Source organism: Neptunicella marina, assembly GCF_014270035.1.
GTDB lineage: Bacteria > Pseudomonadota > Gammaproteobacteria > Enterobacterales > Alteromonadaceae > Neptunicella > Neptunicella marina.
In genome coordinates this window covers 1-1,227 of sequence record NZ_JACNEP010000044.1, presented here as the reverse complement: position 1 = coordinate 1,227, position 1,227 = coordinate 1, and the positions used below count along the sequence as shown (strand labels likewise).

Sequence of the window (1,227 nt, the reverse complement as noted above, 5' to 3'; positions counted from 1 at the left end):
TGTGCGGGGTGCCGTTGGGTTCCAAGGGAATTGCGGCAGCACAATTCCCTTGGTTGATGTCGCCAATGCGACGCCCAAGATTAACCTTTATGACAAGTGGTGGGTTGCGCAGCAATAGTGATGTGTTTTCTGGAAAATTGTTTTTAAGAAAATGAAAAACGATAGTTTTTCTATTTTGGAAAGTAAGGGGGATTACTCGGGCTCTCCTGCCCTCGCCCTTCGGGCCGCACTAAAGTGCGTTCAAACTAAGACGATAAACGACAGTTTTTCAATCACGAAGCCCCTAGAGGATTCACTCACAACATCCATGTTGTTCGCCCTGCGGGCAGCTTTGCCCAGCAAAGCTGTGCAAACTTGCTGTCCTGCCAGTTTGTCGAACCCGCAGGGGGCTACTCGGACTTTCCTTGTCCTCGCTCTTCGGGCCGCACTAAAGTGCGTTCAAACTAAGACGAAAAACGATAGTTTTTCAATCACGAAGCCCCTGGGGGATTCACTCACAACATCCATGTTGTTCGCCTTACAGGCAGCTTTGCCCAGCAAAGCCGTGCAAACTGGCTGTCCTGCCAGTTTGTCGAACCCGCAGGGGTTACTCAATCATAAAGATCGGCAAATAAAAAAGCCCGGTCAAATGACCGGGCTTTTTTATTTGGCGTCCCCTAGGGGATTCGAACCCCTGTTACCGCCGTGAAAGGGCGGTGTCCTAGGCCTCTAGACGAAGGGGACAGAAAATCGGTTTTTAAAAGCTGCGCTTTTAAGATTTTTTGCAAGGGCGAAGTGAGCCAGCGAGCTGAGCGACTTCTTCCTTAGCTTCTGCAGATTTTCATCTGGCGTAATGTCGCCTGGACTGAACATTACGGCTTTGGTTAGTTTAAAAAGCCCGCTCACTGAGTGGGCTTTCCAATTGGCGTCCCCTAGGGGATTCGAACCCCTGTTACCGCCGTGAAAGGGCGGTGTCCTAGGCCTCTAGACGAAGGGGACAAAAAATCGGTTTTTAAAAGCTGCGCTTTTAAGATTTTTTGCAAGGGCGAAGTGAGCCAGCGAGCTGAGCGACTTCTTCCTTAGCTTCTTCAGATTTTCATCTGGCGTAATGTCGCCTGGACTGAACATTACGGCTTTGGTTGGTTTAAAAAGCCCGCTCACTGAGCGGGCCTTCCAATTGGCGTCCCCTAGGGGATTCGAACCCCTGTTACCGCCGTGAAAGGGCGGTGTCCTAGGCCTCTAGACGAA

3 tRNA genes are annotated in these 1,227 nt (G+C 50.6%); all 3 read right to left on the bottom strand.

From position 1 onward, the window contains the following. Positions 1 to 647: 647 nt before the first annotated feature. The 3 genes from H8B19_RS18835 to H8B19_RS18825 all read right to left on the bottom strand — a co-directional run bounded on the left by H8B19_RS18835 (position 648) and on the right by H8B19_RS18825 (position 1,227). Positions 648 to 723 (bottom strand) — tRNA-Glu (locus H8B19_RS18835). Between the two features lie 179 nt (positions 724 to 902). Further along, positions 903 to 978: transfer RNA gene (locus tag H8B19_RS18830), tRNA-Glu, on the bottom strand. A gap of 179 nt (positions 979 to 1,157) precedes the next feature. Beyond that, positions 1,158 to 1,227 (bottom strand) — tRNA-Glu (locus tag H8B19_RS18825).